At 64.8% G+C, this 17707-nt stretch carries 19 protein-coding genes; 9 read left to right on the forward strand and 10 right to left on the reverse strand.

Annotated elements, in window-relative coordinates:
- Positions 1–47 precede the first annotated feature (47 nt).
- From GK109_RS04770 to GK109_RS04780, 3 genes are all read left to right on the forward strand, one after another.
- Positions 48–506 carry a PTS sugar transporter subunit IIA gene (locus tag GK109_RS04770; protein ID WP_370460405.1) on the forward strand — a complete coding sequence of 153 codons (459 nt, stop codon included), beginning with the start codon at positions 48–50 and terminating at the stop codon, positions 504–506.
- 40 nt (positions 507–546) lie between these two features.
- Positions 547–819, forward strand: coding sequence for a PTS sugar transporter subunit IIB (locus tag GK109_RS04775; RefSeq protein ID WP_157238861.1), 273 nt, complete (start codon positions 547–549; stop codon positions 817–819).
- 75 nt (positions 820–894) lie between these two features.
- Positions 895–2388, forward strand: a complete 1494-nt coding sequence (locus GK109_RS04780; protein WP_157238862.1) for a PTS ascorbate transporter subunit IIC — start codon at positions 895–897, stop codon at positions 2386–2388.
- A 234-nt stretch (positions 2389–2622) separates the two neighbouring features.
- Here the strand turns inward: GK109_RS04780 and GK109_RS04785 are convergent, their stop codons facing one another.
- The 8 genes from GK109_RS04785 to GK109_RS04820 all read right to left on the reverse strand — a co-directional run bounded on the left by GK109_RS04785 (position 2623) and on the right by GK109_RS04820 (position 10437).
- Positions 2623–3699 (reverse strand): class I SAM-dependent methyltransferase, encoded by a 1077-nt coding sequence (locus GK109_RS04785; protein WP_157242654.1) that lies wholly within the window; start codon positions 3697–3699, stop codon positions 2623–2625.
- 380 nt (positions 3700–4079) lie between these two features.
- The gene (locus GK109_RS04790) at positions 4080–5192 is read right to left on the reverse strand and encodes an NADH:flavin oxidoreductase (protein ID WP_157238863.1); all 1113 of its coding nucleotides are present in this window, start codon (positions 5190–5192) and stop codon (positions 4080–4082) included.
- Positions 5185–5502 carry a hypothetical protein gene (locus tag GK109_RS04795; RefSeq protein WP_157238864.1) on the reverse strand — a complete coding sequence of 106 codons (318 nt, stop codon included), beginning with the start codon at positions 5500–5502 and terminating at the stop codon, positions 5185–5187. The genes GK109_RS04790 and GK109_RS04795 overlap by 8 nt, the downstream gene beginning before the upstream one ends.
- A 75-nt stretch (positions 5503–5577) precedes the next feature.
- On the reverse strand, positions 5578–6324 hold the full coding sequence (locus GK109_RS04800; protein ID WP_157238865.1) for an SDR family NAD(P)-dependent oxidoreductase: 747 nt from the start codon (positions 6322–6324) through the stop codon (positions 5578–5580).
- Positions 6325–6339: 15 nt separating this feature from the next.
- Positions 6340–7107 (reverse strand): SDR family NAD(P)-dependent oxidoreductase, encoded by a 768-nt coding sequence (locus GK109_RS04805; protein WP_157238866.1) that lies wholly within the window; start codon positions 7105–7107, stop codon positions 6340–6342.
- On the reverse strand, positions 7094–8485 hold the full coding sequence (locus GK109_RS04810) for an MFS transporter (RefSeq protein ID WP_157238867.1): 1392 nt from the start codon (positions 8483–8485) through the stop codon (positions 7094–7096). The genes GK109_RS04805 and GK109_RS04810 overlap by 14 nt, the downstream gene beginning before the upstream one ends.
- A complete protein-coding gene (locus GK109_RS04815; RefSeq protein WP_157238868.1) occupies positions 8482–9372 on the reverse strand; it encodes a polysaccharide deacetylase in 891 nt (296 codons plus the stop codon). Before GK109_RS04815 ends, GK109_RS04810 begins: the two co-directional genes overlap by 4 nt.
- Positions 9373–9417: 45 nt before the next feature.
- Complete coding sequence (locus GK109_RS04820; protein ID WP_157238869.1) at positions 9418–10437, reverse strand: asparaginase; 1020 nt, start codon at positions 10435–10437, stop codon at positions 9418–9420.
- Positions 10438–10695: 258 nt separating this feature from the next.
- Between GK109_RS04820 and GK109_RS04825 the strand changes: the two genes are divergently transcribed.
- Positions 10696–11751 carry a LacI family DNA-binding transcriptional regulator gene (locus GK109_RS04825; protein ID WP_157238870.1) on the forward strand — a complete coding sequence of 352 codons (1056 nt, stop codon included), beginning with the start codon at positions 10696–10698 and terminating at the stop codon, positions 11749–11751.
- On the opposite strand, the gene GK109_RS04830 is transcribed toward GK109_RS04825, so the two are convergent.
- Both GK109_RS04830 and GK109_RS04835 read right to left on the reverse strand, forming a co-directional pair.
- Positions 11748–12551: a PucR family transcriptional regulator gene (locus GK109_RS04830; RefSeq protein ID WP_157238871.1), complete on the reverse strand. Its 804-nt coding sequence runs from the start codon at positions 12549–12551 to the stop codon at positions 11748–11750. The two genes, GK109_RS04825 and GK109_RS04830, sit on opposite strands and share 4 nt — an antisense overlap.
- A gap of 59 nt (positions 12552–12610) precedes the next feature.
- Positions 12611–13192 carry a PucR family transcriptional regulator ligand-binding domain-containing protein gene (locus GK109_RS04835; protein WP_197432408.1) on the reverse strand — a complete coding sequence of 194 codons (582 nt, stop codon included), beginning with the start codon at positions 13190–13192 and terminating at the stop codon, positions 12611–12613.
- Positions 13193–13294: 102 nt separating this feature from the next.
- Here GK109_RS04835 and pxpA point away from each other — a divergent pair, with 102 nt between their 5' ends.
- Genes pxpA through GK109_RS04860 form a run of 5 tightly spaced genes read left to right on the forward strand, consistent with a single transcriptional unit; the run spans position 13295 to position 17548 of the window.
- Positions 13295–14059 (forward strand): 5-oxoprolinase subunit PxpA, encoded by a 765-nt coding sequence (gene pxpA, locus GK109_RS04840; protein ID WP_157238873.1) that lies wholly within the window; start codon positions 13295–13297, stop codon positions 14057–14059.
- A 13-nt stretch (positions 14060–14072) separates the two neighbouring features.
- A complete protein-coding gene (locus GK109_RS04845) occupies positions 14073–14312 on the forward strand; it encodes an acetyl-CoA carboxylase (RefSeq protein WP_018770516.1) in 240 nt (79 codons plus the stop codon).
- 8 nt (positions 14313–14320) lie between these two features.
- A complete protein-coding gene (locus GK109_RS04850; protein WP_157238874.1) occupies positions 14321–15670 on the forward strand; it encodes an acetyl/propionyl/methylcrotonyl-CoA carboxylase subunit alpha in 1350 nt (449 codons plus the stop codon).
- Entirely contained in the window at positions 15667–16572 is a 906-nt protein-coding gene (locus GK109_RS04855) for an allophanate hydrolase subunit 1 (protein WP_157238875.1), read from the forward strand. Before GK109_RS04850 ends, GK109_RS04855 begins: the two co-directional genes overlap by 4 nt.
- Complete coding sequence (locus GK109_RS04860; RefSeq protein ID WP_157238876.1) at positions 16562–17548, forward strand: biotin-dependent carboxyltransferase family protein; 987 nt, start codon at positions 16562–16564, stop codon at positions 17546–17548. The genes GK109_RS04855 and GK109_RS04860 overlap by 11 nt, the downstream gene beginning before the upstream one ends.
- The last annotated feature ends 159 nt before the right edge of the window (positions 17549–17707 follow it).

Genomic DNA, 17707 nt, shown 5'->3' on the forward strand with positions numbered 1-17707 from the left:
ATATACCTCACATCGTCGTGATGTGATCCGTTACCTGAAGGATCCCCGTGGCTTTAAACCTCGCTGAAGAACTCTCGTCCATCGCCACCAATGTCGCCGCTTCCGACTGGAGGGAAGCCATCCGCTGTGCCGGAGATGGCCTGGTGGCAGGCGGAGTCACAACAGAGGACTACACCGAACAGATGATCGAGGCCGTCGAAGAGCACGGCCCCTACATCGTCATCGCCCCCGGAGTCGCCCTCGCCCACGCACGCCCCTCCGAATCCGTCAAAAAGGGAGGGCTCAGTTGGGTCAGCCTGGCCTCCCCTGTGGAGTTCGGGCACAAATCCAACGACCCCGTCTCGCTGGTCATAGGCCTCGCAGCTCTTGACCACACTGCCCACATCGAAGTCCTCAGGGCAGTCGCCGGAATCCTTTCGAATCCGGCCACCCGCAGTGGCCTTGACGCCGCGGCGAGTCCGGAAGAAGTGCGCTCCCTCCTGGCACGCGCCGCCTCACCGAAATAAGCAACTCCAACATCACCCCTGAATTGAAAGGCAACGAACCATGAAGATCGTCGCTGTATGTGGAATGGGCATTGGGACATCAGTGCTTTTGAAAATGAACGCAGAAAAAGTTCTCCAGGATCTCGGCATCGATGCCGATATTGAGGCCGCTGACATTGGAGTTGCCCGCGGCGCCGCCCAGACGGCGCAGATCGTGCTTACTTCCGAGGAGCTCGCACCTGAAATTGGCGATGTCCCCGCAGAGGTCATCGTTATCGAAAACTTCTTTGACCTCGATGAGATCCATAAAAAACTGTCTGCCGCTGTTCGATAGTCAATGCCGGTGGTACCTCCACCTGCAACACCACAAGACCAACCAACATTTCAGCAATAAGGGAGTGCCTACGGCATGGACTGGCTCGTAGTAGTACTGAATTTCATAGGGCAGCAGATTCTCAATGTGCCCGCGTACCTGATCGGCATCATTACCGCAGCAGGCCTAATCGCATTGCGGCGCAACTCGGGCCAGGTCATCGGAGGTGCGCTCAAGGCAACCTTGGGCTTCTTCATCCTTGGCGTGGGCGCCACCGTCGTCACCGGATCACTTGATCCCCTCGGGCAACTGATCCTCACCGTTACCGGCGCCCAGGGTGTCATCCCGACGAACGAGGTCATTACCGCAATGGCCCAGGAACAGTTCGGCGCCCAGAGCGCATACGTCCTGACACTTGGCTTTCTCATCATGCTGGTTCTGGCGCGCTTCACTCCGTTGAAGTACGTCTTCCTGACCGGTCACCACATGGTGTTCATGGCCACCATGCTCACCGTTATTCTGTCCGTCGGCCTGGGACAGGGCCTCGACTGGCTGGTGGTGCTCCTCGGGGCTGTCCTGCTGGGCGTGATCATGGTGGTCATGCCGGCGTTCCTTCACCCGTGGACGAAGAAAATCACCGGCAATGACACCATCGCGATCGGTCACTTCGGGTCCCTGGGTTACATCGCAGCCGGCGCAGTTGGACAGGCCGCAGGCAAGCGCAGCAAATCAGCCGAAGACATCCAGTTCCCCCAGGGGCTGAAATTCCTACGCGACTCCATGGTTGCAACCTCGCTGTCCATGGTCCTCATTTACATGGTTTTCGCCATCTGGGGTCTGATCGCCCTCCCGCTTGCCGACGCGCTGGCAATCTTTGACGCCCCTGACGCGGGAGCCTTCCTCATGGCGGGCTTCGAACAGGCGCTGCTGTTCGGCGTCGGCGTGGCCGTGATCCTCTATGGCGTGCGGACAGTGCTGGGCGAGCTCGTTCCCGCCTTCCAGGGCATTGCAGCCAAGGTCGTCCCCGGAGCCAAAGCCGCCCTTGACATCCCCATCGTTTTCCCGTTCGGCGCCAATGCCGTGCTCATCGGCTTCCTGAGCTCCTTCACAGGCGGCCTGATCGCCCTTGGCATCCTGGCTCTGTGGCTAAACCCCGCCTTCGGCCTGGCCCTGATCCTTCCCGGAATGGTGCCACACTTCTTTACCGGCGGCGGCGCCGGCGTGTACGGCAACGCAACAGGCGGGCGCCGGGGAGCCATGCTCGGCGGTTTCGTGAACGGCATCATCATCACCATCCTGCCCGCCGTCCTGTTGCTCGTCCTGGGCCAGTTCGGGCTCGCAAACAGCACCTTCGGTGACGCCGATTTCGGCTGGTTCGGCACCCTCATCGGCGTTAGCCTGACCGGCGGCCCAGCACTTGGCGCCGTCCTTGCCATTCTTATCGCTACCATCCTCGTTGCAGCCGCCATCGTCTTCCAACGGCGGGTTGTCGATACCGGATGGGTCCCTGGCGCGAGGCGCGATGCCTGGCTCGCCGAGGCCCAGGAAAGCGAAAAGGCTAAAGCCAAGCAGGAAAGTCCCACTGCATAACGGGGCGCCCGGAACCGTTCTGAGTGAGGTTCGCGCAACCCCCTGAGGGCGCGTCCGGCCAACGCCGGACGCGCCCTCAGCACGAAGTGAACCGGCAAACGGCTCGCAGCCCCTGGGTCAGTCGACGAGCACCGGCAAACACTTGGTCCCCCGGCGCCGCCGTCGTAACGTCCGACGGCGGCCGCTGGCCAGGTCCGCCGGCCACGCCTGATTGTCCCGGGACTATCTGCGGGACTAGCGGCGAACCAGCCGCCACAGGGACGTGACCTCGGCCGCGCGCGCCTCGAACAGGGGATCGTCGCGGTCCGATGCCTTCGGGTGCGTTGGCTTGGTGTCGAGCCGTTCCGCCACCTTCAGCCCCGCCGCCCCGATGGCGGCCAGCAGGTCCTCACGCGAGCGCAGGCCAAGGTGCTCGGCCAGGTCGGAGAGGACCAGCCAGCCCTCGCCGCCCGGCTCCAGATGGTCGGGCAGTCCGTTGAGGAAGCGGAACAGCATCCTGCTCCCGGGGTCGTAGACCGCGCTGTCCAGGCTGGAATGCGGCGTGGCCGGGATCCAGGGCGGGTTGCACACGATCAGCGGCGCCCGGCCCGGCGGGAACATATCGGTCAGGACCGCCTCGACACGGTCCGCAACACCGAGGTTCCGGAAATTCTCCCCGGCGCAGGCGACGGCGCGCGGCTCGTTGTCCGTCGCCACCACGCGGCGGACGCCGCGGCGGGCGAGGACGGCAGCGAGCACCCCGGTGCCGGTTCCGACGTCGAACGCCAGCGTCTCAGTGGGCAGCGCGGCGGCCGCCACGAGATCCACATACTCGCTCCGGGTGGGGAAGAACGTGCCGTAGTGCGGGTGGATGCGGCCTTGCAGGGCATCGACGTAGACGCCGTTCCGCCGCCACTCGTGGGCGCCAACGGCCCCGACCAGTTCATGCAGGGACACCACGGACGGTTCGCCGATGCCACCGTACGCCTCGGCGGCGGCGTCCCGGATGTCCGGGGCGCGGCGCAGCGGCACCACCGGGCCCGGATCAAGGGGAATCAGCAGCAGACCGAGAATGCGGGCACGGTGCGAGGCGGACTGGCGGTGCCGGTAGAACCTCTCGGCACCGGTTCCGGTGGTCCCTTTCTTACCGCCGCCCACCCGCCGGTCCAGGGCGTTGAGGAGCTGCCGCCCGTTGTGGAAGTCACCGTGCCAGAGCATCGCGATCCCCTGTGACGCCATCCGGTACGCCTCATCGGCCGTAAGGGAATCGTCCACCACGTCGACCCGCGCAGGCGCCGGCCTGCCGTTGGCCGACCGCCAGCGCGCGGTCATGCTGGTCCCGGCCTCAACCCAGGTCACAACGGCCGGCTCATCCGCCGCAGCAGCGCGCACGGGATTGGGGACCGGCGTCGGGATTACCGCGGGTGCTGGCGGGTCAATGCTGATGAAGGATCCATTCCGAAAATTCGGGAGCCGGCCGGAGTGACGATTGCGGCGGCTGTTCGACGACGTCCAAGGCTGCGGCCCAGCTTCCAGACCCCTCATCCGGCTGCGCGCCGGGCTTGGTCGATGGCCGCCGGGGCCCTTGAACTAGATACTCAGGATACAGGTGTGCTGCGGCCGCCGGATCCCCTCCTCCCGACACCCAACGCGAGGCCCGGACAGCTACAGTCCCGGGCTCCGCGTTGACCATCAGTTGCTTCGGGCGGGCGCTACTTCATCTCCGCTGGATCCTCGAGTTCCCAGTCCTTAACATCTGCCAGAGGAGCGAAGACGGAAGGATCGAGGTCGTCGAATTCCAGGTTGTTCCGGACAAGATGCGGCCAGTTCCGGTTGGCCAGTGCGGCTTTGCCCAGCGCAATGACGTCCGCTGAGCCTCCTGCCAGCATGGACACGGCCATGTCCGGATCGTCGAGGTTGCCGTTGGCAATCACCGGCAGGCCCGAGTACTTCTTCGCCAGGGCAGCCAGGCTTTCCTCCGCATCCTTGAACGCGGGCTCGGTGGCGCGGTATTCAGTCGTGTGGACAAAATCGATGCCAGTCGCGCCCAGCGTGCCGAAAATGACTTCGGCCTCTTCCACTCCCCCGCTCCACTTGTGGTCAGTGTCGCTGACCTTGGCCTGCGAGATGCGGATCCCCACCGTCATGCCCGGGCCAACTGCCTCGCGGACGTCGTGGCAGATTTCAGCGGCAAGCCGCACCCTGTTTTCCGGTGAACCGCCGTAGTGGTCGCCGCGCCGGTTCAGGTAGTCCGTGAGGAACTGGTCCAGCAGGTACCCGTTGGCACCATGGATCTCAACGCCGTCGAAGCCGGCCTGCTGCGCGTGCAGCGCGGCTGTCACGAAGCCATCCCGCACCTCTTTCATCTGGGACAAGGTGATCTCGGAAGGAACGGGATAGGGACCTTCGCCGCGGTAGAACCCCAACTGCTCCCCCTTGGGCGCCACCGCGGATGGTCCCACCGAGGAGGCAACAAACCGATTCCCCTGGCTTTGCGCCCCCGCATGCATCAGCTGCGCGAAGATCTTTGAACCCGCCCCGTGGACGCCGTCGACGACTTTCGCCCACGACCGGGCCTGCTCCTCCGTAGCGATGCCCGGCTGGAAGTGGTAGCCCTGGCTGTGGGCGGTGTCCGGATAAATGCCTTCCGTGATCAGCAGCCCGAAGCCGCCGCGCGCGAACGTCCGGTAATAGGAAGCCATTCTCTCCGTGGCGTGCCCGTCCTCGGTTGCGCTAATCCTTGTCATGGGAGCCAGCGCAACCCGGTTGTCCAATTCCATGGAACCGATCCGGATGGGCGACCATAGCGGGGTGTAATCAGTCATTCAAAATCTCCTTGGAAGTATTAATTGCAGCCGGGTCCGGCAGCATTCCCGCCGCAATCGCGGGCAGGCCCGCATTGGCCGGATCAGCTGCGTACGCCTTCCGGCGCCTGAGCAGGCGGCCGAGGACCGTCGGGTCGGTAAAGCAGCCGAGCACAGCGGACCACAGGTTTTCGAGGGTCGCGCACTGCCTGGAAACCCCGGAAGGTCCGGTCATCAGCCAGCCGTCCTTGAGTGCAGTCACCTTCGGGGCTCCCGGGAGGCCAGTGCAGACGGCGTTGACCGTGGCTGCCACGATCAGATGCTGGCGCATGGTCCGCACCGGCCCCAAGGCAGGGTCGGCGACAGTTGTCCTCCCGCAGGCACCACACATGTCGTTCCCCTTTCGTTACGGCATGACATCGCCGGAGTTGGGCCCCAGCGTCTGTCCCACAAACAGGTTTCCGCCCGGATCGCTGGCCAGCAGCACGGCCGTCGGAGCCACTTCCGCCGGCGTGCCGAAGCGCCGGAGCGGCAGCTCGGCCCGTTTCGCGGCCTTCCAGCTTTCGGAGATGCCCTCCACCAGGGGCGTCTCGATGGGGCCCGGGGCGATGCAGTTGACCAGGACGTTGTCCGCCGCCGTTTCCAGGGCAAGGGCCTTGGAGAAACCGACCACGCCGGCCTTGGCCGCACTGTAATGGGTCAGCCCCACACCGCCCTTGATGGCCAGCTGGGAAGCGATGTTGATGATGCGGCCCCACTTCCGCTGCCGCATCTCCCCCACCACCTCCCTGCAGCACAGGAACACACCTGTCAGATCCACCGTGAGCGTCTCGTTCCACATCGCCAGGGACATGTCCTCCAGCGGGGACTCCGTCAGCAGGCCCGCGCTGTTGACCAGGACGTCGATGCCGCCCAGCCTCTCCCGTGCCTCGGCGAAGGCTGCCCGCACGCTGGCTTCATCCGCAACGTCCACGCGGACGGTGCCGTCCCCTCCGGCCCGGTCCAGCACGGCAACCCTGTCCCCGTTGGCCAGGAAGGCCTCGGCGATGGCCTTGCCGATCCCGCTGGAACCGCCGGTAACCACCACCCCGCGGCCGTTCCCTGGTTGAGCGTTCCCGGAGGCCTGGTCAGCAGCATGGGTCGATGTGTTCATGGTGTCCTTTCCTTCTCAGGCGCGCATCTTGACGGTGAGTCCGCCGTCAACCACCAGGGCCTGCCCCGTGATGTAGCGGGACTCATCGGAAGTGAGGAACCCGATGACGCTGGCAACTTCCTCCGGCTTTCCCACCCGGCCCCACGGAATGTCCTTGCCGGCCCGCCGCAGCCCCTCCGGGCCCAATGAATTCACCGGGTCCAGTGACTGCGGGGTCTCGATGAGGCCCGGGATCACCGCGTTGGCGCGGATCTGCCGCGGGCCGAGCTCCACGGCCACGCTGCGGACCAGGCCCAGGACGCCGGCCTTGGCGGCCGCATAATGGGCGTGCTCCTCCCAGCCGTAGACCCCGCCGGCGATCGAGGAAACCGCAACCAGCGCGCCGCCGTCGGTCATCCTTTCCGCCCCGGCACGCAGGGTGCGCAGCACGCCGGTGAGGTCCACGTTGAGCATGTCGTGCCAGCGCTCGTCCGTCATCTCCCCCAGCGGGGAGTTGCGGAGGATTCCGGCGTTGGCAACGGCGTAGTCCAGCCGGCCGTACTCGTCCACGGCCCGCTGGGCCAGGGCGTCCACGGACGCGGTGGTGCGGACGTCCACTTCGTGGATCACCGCTTCGCCGCTGGCTTCCTTGACCAGGCGGAGTGTCTCCTCCGGGTCGTGCGGATCGCCGGGGAAGGTGCCAATTACTGACACCACTCCCTGGCGGGCGTAGTGGACGGCGAGGGCGCGGCCGATGCCGCTCGCAGCGCCGGTGATGATGGCGACTTTGTTAGGGGACGTCATGGGGGTGGTCCTCCAGCAGGGCTTCAGCGGGGGGCTTGGCGGCAATCATCAGCAGTCCGGAGAACAGTGTTCCCGCGGCACCGACCCACAACGCGGCGGACCCGGTTCCGGCCGCGGCTGCTGCAGCGGTGAACAGTGCGCCGCCGAGGATCACGCCGGGCTGGCTCATGGCACCGATGAAGGAGGTTCCGGTGGCCCGGCAGCTCACCGGGTAGCACTCGGCCATAAAGTACTGGATGGCCGCATACGGGCCCACCAGGAAGAACAGCCCGGCGCCGTAGGTCAGGATGATCATGAACGGGCTGGTGGCGATCGGGCTGAGCATGATGGTGAAGGAGATGCCGGAGAGGATCCAGCCGCCGATGATGGTCCGCTTGCGGCCGATCTTGTCCCCCAGCCAGCCGTGGAAGACGTAACCGAAGTAGGCCAGCATGTTGATGACGATCAGCATCCAGAAAGCGTCGGAGAGCTCAACGCCCTTGGCATTCTTCAGGACTGAGCTACCCAGGATGCTGAAGATCATGATTCCGAAGAAGTTGAAGATCCAGGCCAGGGAAAACACGATCGTGTTCCGGCGCAGGTGGGGTTCCCAGATGCGCTTCAGCGGGGCCGCAGAGGAGTGCTCCACGCCGTAGGACCGGGCGAGGGCGTGCGCTTCCTCGGTCTGGCCACTCTTTTCAAGCTGGGTCAGTTTGTGATGCAGCTCGAACTGCGGGGTTTCCTTCAGCTTTTTGGCGATGAGCCACACGATGATGGCGGCCGGAACAGTAGCCACGAGATAAAGAGCACGCCACCCCAGCGACGGAAGGAACGCCAAAGCCAACGCGCTGGCAAGCAGGAACCCCAGCGGCCAACCGCCCTGGATGAAGGAGTAATGGAACCCCGGCCGCTTACGCTTATCAGCCACTTCAGTGACTTGGTAGACCTCGTTCATGTACGTGGCGTTCACCGCCTGCTCGGAGAAGCCAAGCCCGCCGAACGAACGGATGATAATCACCATCAGGTTGCTCAGGATCGGAATACCGGTGGGGATAAGTGCGGTCAGGCCGGAAACAACCGCCGTTCCGCCGATGGTGACCATCATGCCTTTACGGCGTCCCAAGCGGTCAATAACCGGTCCGATGCCAAAACAGACAATGGCTGTACCAACAGCGATCCACGTGTTGATGGCGTAGGACTCAGTTTCGGTCCAGCCAAACTCCTCCTGCATAGCGGGCAAAAGCGTGCCGAAAAGGCCGTAGTCAAAGACAGCGACAGTCCATGCCAGCAAGGCGAGAACAGTGGCAGTAGTGGTGTGCCGCTTGCTGAAAACCGGGAACCGGCGCTTCTCGCCCGGTTGAGGCTGGGAAAGATCAACGTCCGTCTGTTGCGTTGTCATGAGTTGTTGTCCTTTCGGGGGCTGCGGGCGAGGAACGAATCGGCAATCTGGTCGAAGGTCAGCCAGCTCACGCCCTCATGGGAGTTGATGTGTTCAATCAGCCGCTCGAGCATGAGCAGCACTTGGGGGCGCCCGGAGACGTCCGGGTGGATGGTCATGGTGAAGACGGCCTGGTCCATTTCCCTGTAGACCCAGTCGAACTGGTCCCGCCACATCTGTTCGATGTCGCGGGGACTGACGAACCCGTGCGAGTTGGGTGCTGCCTTGATGAACATCATGGGAGGCAGGTCATCCAGGTACCAGTTGGCCGGTATCTCCACCAGGTCCGTTTCCTCGCCTCGAACCAGGGGCTCCATCCATGTTTCGGCGTCCTTGGCGTAGTCGATCTTTTTCCACGAGTCGCCCACGCGGACGTAATACGGTTCGAAATCGCGGTGCATCAGGGAGTGGTCATACTTGATGCCGCGTTCAAGGAGGATTTCGTTCGTCACGGGCGAGAATTCCCACCACGGTGCGACGTAGCCTGTGGGCCGGCGCCCGGAAACCTTCTCGATCAGTTCGATTGAGCGGTCCAGGATGGCGGTCTCCTGTTCCCGGGTCATGGCGATCGGGTTTTCGTGCGAGTACCCGTGGACGCCGATCTCGTGCCCTGCATCCACGATCATCTGCGTCAGTTCCGGGAAGGTCTCGATCGAGTGGCCCGGCACGAACCAGGTTGCCGGAAGGTTGTACTTCTCGAACAACCGGATCAGCCGGGGTCCCCCGACTTCGCCGCTGAACAGGCCCCGGGAGATGTCACACGGGGAGTCCTCGCCTCCATAGGAACCGAGCATGCCCGCCACTGCATCAACGTCCACGCCGAAGGCAACTTGAATGTCCTTAGCCATTAGATTTTCCTTTCAATTCGGATAAAACGGGGGTGTTCGTGGGTGTCAGTCGGAAGGTTCAGGAGGCCTCCCTCGTTGGGTGAAGATTTCGGTGATCCGCTCCCGGTCGGGGTTGATCCTGAGCAGGAGGCTGAGCAGAATGAGCGACTGTGACGGACGGAGGTGGCCGGATCCGATGGCCCCCGCGATGCGGAGGTCTTCACCGCCCCCGCCGGCGCCGTAAATCGGGACCACGGGTCCGGCATCCACGCGGGTGCTGGTAACTACCACGACGCCGGATGCCACCGCGGCGGCGACTTCGGAGCAGAGGCCGGGGTTGGCATTGCCGCTTCCGGTCCCTTGCAGGATGATGCCCGCCGCTCCCGCTTCAAGGGCGGCGTGCATCAGAGTGGAGTCGGCACCGGGGTAGGCCGCAACGACGTCCACCCGGGGTGAACCGTTGACCGGCCAGGGCAGCGGGAGGGCCTCAAGCCTGCTGATGCTGCCCTCCAGTGCAACTTTCCCCTGGTCTGACACCTGGCCGAGTACCCCAAAATCGGGGTTCGAAAAAGCACTGAGCCGAATAGTTTGGCTTTTCCGGACGCCGGCGGCAGGGAAGATGGTGCCCGCGAACTGCACCATGACGCCCTTTCGCCTTCCTTCCTTCGAGCCCGCGACGGCGATGGCGCGGGCCAGGTTGTCCGGCCCGTCGGGGGCCGCAGAGTCAGCGGCGCGCTGGGAGCCGGTGAAGACAACCGGCCGCTCGTCGCTGTGGGTCAGGTCCGCAAGGTAGGCGGTTTCCTCCATGGTGTCCGTCCCATGGGTCACCACCACGCCCAGAACGTTGGGGTCCTCAAGGACTTCCTTGATGGTGGCGCAGATCCTCAGCATGTCTTCGAATGTCAGGAGGTAGGACCCCTTCTGGAACACATCCAGCACCCGCACGGGGTGGGATACGGGGGAGCCTAGTGCTTTGAACACCTGCTCGCCGGTATCGGAGGCGACGGCGCCGCCGGCATCGGAAGAACGGGACGAGATGGTGCCTCCAGTGGCCAGCAGCACGACGTGGGAGTCGGTAACAGTCATTTCAGCTCCGGTGGTTTTCTTTGAGGTCTGCAACCCAATCGATTGGGTTATCTTCCACGGAAAGGCTCATGTGCGTGGACAAGGGAGTTCGGCATCAATGATGGCGGCGCCGGGAGGGGTTTTTGGTCAACTACCCAAACGTTTGGGTGACGTTGAAAACGACTATAGGATGTGAAGCGGGTCACGTCAAGGGCCGCCTGTTTCATCCGGGGCGGAAAGACCTGGGCTACAGTGACCCAGTTGGGGCAGGAGAGGGACATGGAAGAAAAGGCAGACGGCAGCCGCACTGTCACGCTGAAGGATCTGGCCAGGGAGTTGGGCGTCCATCCTTCGACCGTGTCCAGGGTCCTGCATTCGGGCTCGGATGTGGCGAAAGGCGCCGCTTCCGCCGCGACTGCCGAGCGCGTCCGGGAACTGGCCCGCAAGCTCGGCTACTCCCCTGATCCCCAGGCCGCCAGCCTGCGGACCCGGCGCACTAAACTGCTCGGTGTCATCGTGCCGCGTCTTTCGGACCTGGTCCTGGCCATCATGTATGAGGGCATCGATGAGGCGACAGCGGAGGTCGGCTACTCCGCGTTCGTGATGAACTCGCGCGACGATCCTGAAGAACAGCGGCGGAAGATAGACCTCATGCTCGCCCGCCGGGTTGACGGCCTGATTATCGGTGATGCCCACCTTGACGGCAGCCTCCTGCAGGAGTTGACCGACCGGAAGGTACCGTTCGTACTGATGAACCGCAGGGTGCCGGGCTACCCTTCTGCCACCTGCGACGACGTGGTGGGCGGCGAACTGGTGGCCGCGCACCTGTGGGAGATGGGCCACCGGAAGGTGGCGGTGATTGCGGGCGAGCCATACGCGAGCACCGCCGTCGACCGGACCGCCGGTTTCCTGGACCGCTGGCATTCCCTGGGCGGGACCATCTCCGACGACGACGTGGTGTGGTCAAGGTTCGACACGGCCGGCGGCCGGGAGGCCGCCGAGAAGATCCTCGCCCGCGGCAAGCCGCGCCCCACCGCCCTGTTCGCCGTCAACGACTTCGCAGCCATTGGAGCGATGGGAGCCCTGCGCTCCCACGGCCTCACCGTGGGAATGGACGTTGCCGTGGTGGGATACAACGACACCTCCCTGGCCGCAGAACTTCCCATTCCGCTAACCTCGGTCCACTCTCCCATGGCGGACATCGGACGGACCGCGGTGGAGCTCATGCAGCGTGTGCTCAAGGGCGAAAAACCCGAGCCTGCGAGGCTGACGCCCACACTGTACGTGCGGGAGAGCAGCGCCGCCCGGGTACCGGCGGAAGCGCCCGCCCACTAGCTCCCGCCCGCCACGATCTTCAACGCCAGCAGGCAGGTGGCGCGGACTTCGCCGTCACCGAGGTCGAGCCGGAGCATCTCCTCGATCTTGCGGAGCCTGTAGGTGAGGGTATTGCGGTGGATGAAAAGCTCCCCGCAGGCCTCGCGCGTATTCCCGCTGTGCCGCAGGTACACCTCAAGCGTTTCGCGCAAGGCTGGGCCGCCGTCGGACATCAACGGGGCCAGGAGGCGCCGCGCCATTGCCACAAGCCCCGGCCCGGGCAGGCCCTCCACCACTCCGGCAAGGTCTGCAACGGGTGCCTGATGGAGACCCGGTTCGCCCACCCGGCGGCGGGCCAGCTGCAGCACCAGCGGCAGTTCGCCCAGGCTCCCGCACTCGGAGACGACGGCGGACAGCTCCCGCGCGTCCTGAAATGACTTCCGGACCGCGTCCATGAGGTCCATGCCGGCCTCGCCGCGCTGCACCAGCAGGGTGGTGAGGCCGGCCTCTTCCATGAACCGCACTGTCCTGTATTCAGCCTGCAGGCCAACCCGCACCCGCCAGGCGATCGTCCTCAGTTTGACCGGCGCAACCTCCCCCGCGCCGCCGATCAGCACCGCGCCCCACTCGCCGTCCGGCTCGAACCCGGCCTCCACCGCGTAGCGCTCCAGGGCCGGCGTCGGCGTTCCCCTCGCCTCGTACAGCCCCTCCATGAAGCGTGCGGCCTCACGCGAATGCAGGGGCGACCGCGAACCAAGGGTGTAGCTCAGCTGCATGGCAATGACCGCAGCCACCGGCCCCAGCAGAGGCTGCAGCACCACGCTGCTCTTGATTCCCTCGATGGCCAGCTTGAACCGGAGGGATCCGCCGCTTGGCAGGCTCAGGGTTGTCCGGGCCGTCCCGCCCCTGCTGTTCCCGCAGACATGAGTTCAAAACCGTTATGGTCCAGGACCGCCACCCGCGCATTGATGGCGGTGGCCACCCGCTCCAGTACCTGCGCTAGGGAATGGCCGCCCGCTGCCAGCCTTGTGCACTCATCCGCGAGCTCCCATCCGGTACGCAGCTCGGCATAACGTTCGGCCGCAATGAGCTGGTCCACATGCCTCATCACCAGGACAAACGGCACCTCCGGCGGCAGTTCAAGCAACGGAAGGCCATGGGCTTCACAGGCCTGCACCAGGCCTGCAGGCAGCTCGCGGTGCGCCGCGCCCAAGCCGAAAACCAGCCCAGAAACGGGCACGGACATCAGGCGTTCAACGTAGGCATCCCAGATTCGGTAGTCCTTGACGTTGAGGCCCATCCCGTTGGTCAGCAGCAGGGCGTTGACGCTGAGGAAGGGGGTAGGGTCCATGTGCTCCGAGGGCGCGCACCAGGCGATGGGGCGGGCGAGTCGTCCCGGACCGCCCGGTGCGGCAAGGCGGATGTTCAATGCGGGGTCTGCTAGGAGATCGGCAACACGCATGGGGAAATTCCTTCTGGTTAGTGCAAGAAGCATAATCTGCCTGCCCATATTCGGCGATCCGCCCAATTCCGGCACGGTCACCGCCTCTGTACCGTTGCCTGCATGCAAAAAAACGTGATGGAAACCACGGCTGCCCAGGTACTCCTGAATTCGGACATGGGCGAAGGCTTCGGATTGCACGAGTTCGGAAACGACGCTGCGCTCATGGAGATTATCGACGTCGCCAATGTCGCCTGCGGATATCACGCCGGCGACCCGGATGTGATGAACCGGACCGTGGCCCTTGCCGCCGAACACGGGGTGGCCGTCGGAGCGCATCCCGGACTCCCTGATCCCATGGGTTTCGGCCGCCGCCGCATGGTCCTCACCCCCGGGGAGGTTGAATCGATCATCCTCTACCAGACGGGGGCCTTGACTGCATTCCTGGCGAAGAACGGCCTGTCCCTGAACCACATCAAACCCCACGGAGCCCTCTACGGCATGCTCGCCGGAGACGAAGACCTCATGCAGGCGGCCGCAGGCACGGCGAAGCAGTTCGGTGTTCCGTTCTACGGCCTCGCGGGCACAGCCCACGAATCGGTGTGCCGGGCCATGGGCGTGGAGTTCGTTGCGGAACTGTACGTTGACCTCAACTACGGTCCGGCGGGCGAGCTCCTCATCCAGCGCCGGCCCGCGCCCACGGACCCGGCCGCCGCGGCGGAACGCGTCAGCCGGGCCGTGGCAGGCGGGCCCGTTTCCGCGGTCGACGGCACTCCGCTGGACATCACGTTCCAGAGCATTTGTGTCCATTCCGATGCCCCGAATGCCGTCGCCGTCGCCACTGCCGTGCGGAACGCCCTCAACTCATCCCGCCCCACCCACTCCTGAAAGCGAGCAGCACATGGCCACGATCGTTTCACCCCTTCCCGGAGTCTTCTACCGCAAGCCCGGACCGGGCAAACCGCCCTTCGCCAATGAAGGCGACACCATCGAAGTCGGGCAGACCATCGGCATCGTGGAAATCATGAAACAGTTCACCGAGATCCAGTCCGATGTCGCCGGGACCCTTGAATCCTTCGAGGTCAACGAGGGCGACATGGTCAACCCGGGCGACTCCATCGTCGTCATCCGGGAAGGATAAGGGCGCCCATGAAACTGTTCATCGCAAACCGCGGCGAGATCGCCGTACGGATCGCCAGGACCGCCCGGGAGATGGGCATCGAGACTGTCTTGGGGGTCAGCGAGCCCGATGCGGAATCGCTGGCGGCCCGGACAGCGGACCACTACGTGGTGGTTGGTCCGGCCCAGGCAGCGGCCAGCTACCTGAACCAGGACGCCCTCGTCGCCGCAGCCCGGGAACAGGGGTGCGACGCCGTGCACCCGGGCTACGGCTTCCTCTCGGAGAACGCCGACTTCGCCCGGAAAGTGGCGGACGCCGGCCTGACCTGGGTTGGCCCCAGCGCTGACACCATCGCCATGATGGGCAACAAGTCCCTGGCACGGGAGTCGGCAGCCAAGGCCGGCGTCCCCGTGCTCCGGGGATCGGACGGTCCCCTGGACCCGGAGGCAGACGCCGTGGAAATTGCGCGCGGCATCGGGTATCCGCTGGTGGTAAAGGCTTCCGCCGGCGGCGGCGGCAGGGGCATCCGCTTCGTGCACGACGAAAGCGAACTCCTGGCGACCATCGAAATGGCACGCGGCGAAGCCGGTGCTGTTTTCGGCGATGCCACTGTCTACCTGGAGCGGTTCGTGGAGCATGCCCGCCACGTTGAGGTGCAGGTCCTCGGTGACGGGACCAACTTCATCCACCTTGGTGACCGCGACTGCTCCATGCAGCGCCGTTCCCAGAAGGTGCTGGAGGAAGCCCCTGCCCCGGACCTTCCGGAGACCGTCCGCACCACCATCCGGGAGTCTTCCGTGGCTCTTGCCCGCGAGTGCGGCTACCACGGAGCGGGGACGGTGGAGTTCCTGTACGACCCCGCCAACCACGAGGCCGCGTTCATTGAGATGAACACGCGCATCCAGGTGGAGCACCCCATCACCGAGCAGATCACGGGCGTGGACCTGGTCCGCGAGCAGCTGCTGATTGCCTCCACCGGATCCATGTCCATTTCCCAGGACGATGTGCACTTCACCGGCCATGCCATCGAATGCCGCATCAACGCGGAAGACCCCAACCACCAGTTCTTCCCCAGCCCGGGGGTCATCCGGTCCCTGGAATGGCCATCCGGCGAGGGAATCCGGGTGGACACCGGCGTGGAGGCAGGCTCGGTTGTGAGCCCCTACTACGACTCCCTCCTGGCCAAGCTGATCGTCCATGCCTCCGACCGGGACGCCGCCATCGCAGCTACCCTGGCGGCTTTGGAGGCAACCCGCATTGAGGGGGTCAAGACCACCGTCCCCGTCCACAAGGCGCTGCTGGCGCGGCCTGAATTTGCCGACGTCAGCCATCACTCCAAGTTCATTGAAACCGCAGCCGACCTGATGGGGGCAAAATGACCACCGAAGCCGCCGTCCTCCCGGGTGCGCGCTACACCTGGGGCGGGGACGAATTCCTGTTCGTGGAAGTCTCCGAGGCCATGAGCCTGCCCGCCAACTTCAAGGTGATGACCATTGCCGGCAGGCTGTCCGAGGCCCACCTTGAGGGAATCGTGGATATCTGTCCTGCCAATGCGTCCCTGCTGGTGCGCTTTGATCCTGACATCCTGCCGCCGCAGGAACTGGAAAATGCCGTCCGCGACATCGAACGGGATTTGATGAGCCACCAGGAGCGGCCCCTGGAAACCAGGATTATTGAGGTTCCGGTCTGGTACGAGGATCCCTTCACCGCCGAAGTGGCGCAGCGGTTCCGGGAAGGCTTCCACCAGGAGCCTGAGGGCAGCGACATCGACTACGCCGCCAAGGTCAACCACCTGAAGGACGCCGCGGAGTTTATCCAGCGTCACCACGAACAGCCGTGGCTGGTTTCCATGGTTGGCTTCGTGGCCGGGCTGCCGTTCCTGTTCCAACTGGTAGACCGTGACAAGCAGCTGGAAGTCCCCAAGTACCTGAGCCCCCGTACCGACACCCCCAAGCTGACCGTCGGGCACGGCGGATGCTTCGGCTGCATCTACTCCGTACGGGGCGCGGGCGGGTACCAGATGTTTGGCGTAGCGGCTGCGCCCATCTTCGATCCCTCGCAGGAACTGGCGGACTTCAAGGATTTCATGGTGTTTTTCCGCCCGGGAGACATCGTGAAATTCACGCCCGTCACTGAAGCTGAGTACAACGCAATCCAGGCGGAGATTACCGCCGGAACCTTCCGCTACCGGCAGGCCCCCGTGACCTTCGAACTGTCAAAGGCACTGGCCGATCCCGAAGGCTACAACCGTCAGCTCATGGAGGCCCTCAATGGCATTTGAAATTGTGAACCCCGGCCTGGCCACTACCGTGCAGGACCAAGGGCGGACGGGCCATTACAACGTGGGCATCCCCCAAAGCGGTTCCATGGACCAGTACTCCGCTGAACTCGGAAACGCCCTGGTGGGAAACACTGCACGGGAAGCCGTTCTGGAGTGCACCTACCTCGGCCCCGTCCTGACCACCGGCGGCGACGCCATCATCGCCGTCACCGGCGCTCCGGTGGAGGTAAAGGTCAACGGGGAGGCACGGCCCCAGTGGAGCCGCCTGCTGCTCAAGGCCGGAGACCAGCTCTCCTTCGGGGTCATCCAAGGCGGCACCCGCTACTACATCGCCGTCCAGGGCGGCATCGACGTCCCGAAGGTGCTCGGAAGCCGGTCCACGTACAGCCTCGGCGGGATCGGGGGGTTCAAGGGCCGGAAGCTAGAGGCGGGCGACGTCGTACCCGTGGGCGCTCCCCTCAACGACGGGAAGCTCCCCCACGGAGAGAGTCTCCCGGAGGAATTCCGGCCCGACTATGCCAAGGAGCAGGAAGTCCGGATCGTGCTGGGCTTGTACGACCACCGGCTCACCGATGAGGGCCGGGGAAATCTGCTGAACGAAGAGTGGAAGGTGACTCCGGTGGCTGACCGGATGGGACTGCGCTACTCCGGTCCGGGCGTGACATGGAAGGAGCGGAAACAGCCCTTCGGCGCCGGTTCGGACCCCTCCAACATCGTGGACGCCGGCTACGCCGTGGGATCCATCCAGATCCCTGGCGGCACGCAGCCCATCATCCTGCACCGCGATGCCGTTTCCGGCGGCGGATACGCGATGGTGGGCACGGTAATCAGCGCAGACATGGATCTGGTTGCCAGGGCCGCCCCCGGCACGGCGACACGATTCGTCGCTGTCGGCCTGGACGACGCCCTGGAAGCCCGCCGGGAACTTGCGGAACGCCGCAACAAGGCGTGGGCCGCACTGGGCGCCAGCCGCTGACAGGCGGAGGCGGGTCCCAACCATTCCCGGACCCGCCTCTGCTGATTCGCTAATTGTCTGACGCCGAGAGCGCCGCCTCCAGCCCAAGGTCCGTCTCAACGACCCTCATCGGGTCCATCAGCACGTGCCGCCCCACCGAGACGGGCGGTGCCTGGCATG

Source organism: Pseudarthrobacter sp. GA104 (assembly GCF_009741265.1).
Taxonomy (GTDB): Bacteria; Actinomycetota; Actinomycetes; order Actinomycetales; family Micrococcaceae; genus Arthrobacter.

What these genes read in the sequence shown, in the direction of transcription:
- GK109_RS04775 (WP_157238861.1), top strand. Translation starts at nt 547, where the DNA reads ATGAAGATCGTCGCTGTATGTGGAATGGGCATTGGGACATCAGTGCTT.
- GK109_RS04780 (WP_157238862.1), top strand. Translation starts at nt 895, where the DNA reads ATGGACTGGCTCGTAGTAGTACTGAATTTCATAGGGCAGCAGATTCTC.
- GK109_RS04785 (WP_157242654.1), bottom strand. Translation starts at nt 3,699, where the DNA reads ATGACCGCGCGCTGGCGGTCGGCCAACGGCAGGCCGGCGCCTGCGCGG.
- GK109_RS04790 (WP_157238863.1), bottom strand. Translation starts at nt 5,192, where the DNA reads ATGACTGATTACACCCCGCTATGGTCGCCCATCCGGATCGGTTCCATG.
- GK109_RS04795 (WP_157238864.1), bottom strand. Translation starts at nt 5,502, where the DNA reads ATGCGCCAGCATCTGATCGTGGCAGCCACGGTCAACGCCGTCTGCACT.
- GK109_RS04800 (WP_157238865.1), bottom strand. Translation starts at nt 6,324, where the DNA reads ATGAACACATCGACCCATGCTGCTGACCAGGCCTCCGGGAACGCTCAA.
- GK109_RS04805 (WP_157238866.1), bottom strand. Translation starts at nt 7,107, where the DNA reads ATGACGTCCCCTAACAAAGTCGCCATCATCACCGGCGCTGCGAGCGGC.
- GK109_RS04810 (WP_157238867.1), bottom strand. Translation starts at nt 8,485, where the DNA reads ATGACAACGCAACAGACGGACGTTGATCTTTCCCAGCCTCAACCGGGC.
- GK109_RS04815 (WP_157238868.1), bottom strand. Translation starts at nt 9,372, where the DNA reads ATGGCTAAGGACATTCAAGTTGCCTTCGGCGTGGACGTTGATGCAGTG.
- GK109_RS04820 (WP_157238869.1), bottom strand. Translation starts at nt 10,437, where the DNA reads ATGACTGTTACCGACTCCCACGTCGTGCTGCTGGCCACTGGAGGCACC.
- GK109_RS04825 (WP_157238870.1), top strand. Translation starts at nt 10,696, where the DNA reads ATGGAAGAAAAGGCAGACGGCAGCCGCACTGTCACGCTGAAGGATCTG.
- GK109_RS04835 (WP_197432408.1), bottom strand. Translation starts at nt 13,192, where the DNA reads ATGCGTGTTGCCGATCTCCTAGCAGACCCCGCATTGAACATCCGCCTT.
- pxpA (WP_157238873.1), top strand. Translation starts at nt 13,295, where the DNA reads ATGCAAAAAAACGTGATGGAAACCACGGCTGCCCAGGTACTCCTGAAT.
- GK109_RS04845 (WP_018770516.1), top strand. Translation starts at nt 14,073, where the DNA reads ATGGCCACGATCGTTTCACCCCTTCCCGGAGTCTTCTACCGCAAGCCC.
- GK109_RS04850 (WP_157238874.1), top strand. Translation starts at nt 14,321, where the DNA reads ATGAAACTGTTCATCGCAAACCGCGGCGAGATCGCCGTACGGATCGCC.
- GK109_RS04855 (WP_157238875.1), top strand. Translation starts at nt 15,667, where the DNA reads ATGACCACCGAAGCCGCCGTCCTCCCGGGTGCGCGCTACACCTGGGGC.
- GK109_RS04860 (WP_157238876.1), top strand. Translation starts at nt 16,562, where the DNA reads ATGGCATTTGAAATTGTGAACCCCGGCCTGGCCACTACCGTGCAGGAC.